General features: G+C 69.3%; 1 protein-coding gene. It reads right to left on the reverse strand.

The annotated features are described in order from the left end of the window. Positions 1–128: 128 nt before the first annotated feature. Positions 129–782 carry an HAD family phosphatase gene (locus G3I71_RS44775; RefSeq protein WP_164324622.1) on the reverse strand — a complete coding sequence of 218 codons (654 nt, stop codon included), beginning with the start codon at positions 780–782 and terminating at the stop codon, positions 129–131. Between the last annotated feature and the right edge of the window lie 187 nt (positions 783–969).

Below are 969 nucleotides of genomic sequence, written 5' to 3' on the forward strand. Positions count from 1 at the left end.
CCAGGAGGGCGAAGGCCACCCCCTGCGCGAAGAAGCTGAACCCCAGGGCCCGGCGGCCACGCCGCAGCCGCACATCAACTGTCATGGCGGCTGAGCGTAGGCCCAGGGGCTACCGGTGGGTAGAGCGATCACACGCCCAATCCGAGCAGCCCGTAGAGCTCCTTCATCTCCCCGAAGTAGGCGTTGGCACCGGGGAGCCCCTCGGCGGGGGTCATCGACGTGAAGGCGAGCACGTCCATCCCGGCGGCGCGGGCGGCGTCGATCCCGAGCCGGCTGTCCTCGACGACGACGCACCGCGCGGGCAGGACGCTCATCATGTCGGCGGCGTGCAGGAACAGGTCGGGCGCCGGCTTGCCATGACCGACGTCGTCCACGCTGAAGATCCACTCCTCCTCGAACCAGTCGCCGAGCGCGGCACTGCGGTGCCCGACCCGGATCCGCTCGTGGCTCCCGGAGGAGGCGACGCAGTACGGCACTCCCTGCGCGGACAGCTCCGCCAGCACCTCGGTCACGCCGGGGACGGGCCGCAGGTCCTGCTCGAACGCGGCGAAGATCCGGTCGTGCAGGACCCGGTCGAAGTCCGCGGGCAGCCGCTGCCCGGTCCGTTCGAGGATCAGGTCGTGCACCCGGTGCACCGCGCCGCCCATGTAGTCGCGCAGGGACTCCTCATAGGTCGTCGGGTGCCCGACCTCCGTCAGGTACGCGGAGAGGATGGTGTTCGAGAGCGGCTCGCTGTCCACGAGGACGCCGTCGTTGTCGAAGATGACCAGCTCATAGCCCATCCACCCACAGTACGAGCGTTCGGTCCGGGTTCCCGGCAGGCCGGTGCTGGTAAACGGAGGAACTCTGGCCCCGCGGCCGGGTCGGCGGCCCGCCGGTAAACGACCTGGCCGTAAACGCAGAAAAGCCCCGCACCAGTTACCTGGTGCGGGGCTTTCCCACAAAGATTGTTCGGCGGCGTCCTACTCT

The sequence above is a fragment of the Streptomyces sp. SID12501 genome (genome assembly GCF_010550245.1).
In the GTDB taxonomy this organism is placed as follows: Bacteria; Actinomycetota; Actinomycetes; order Streptomycetales; family Streptomycetaceae; genus Streptomyces.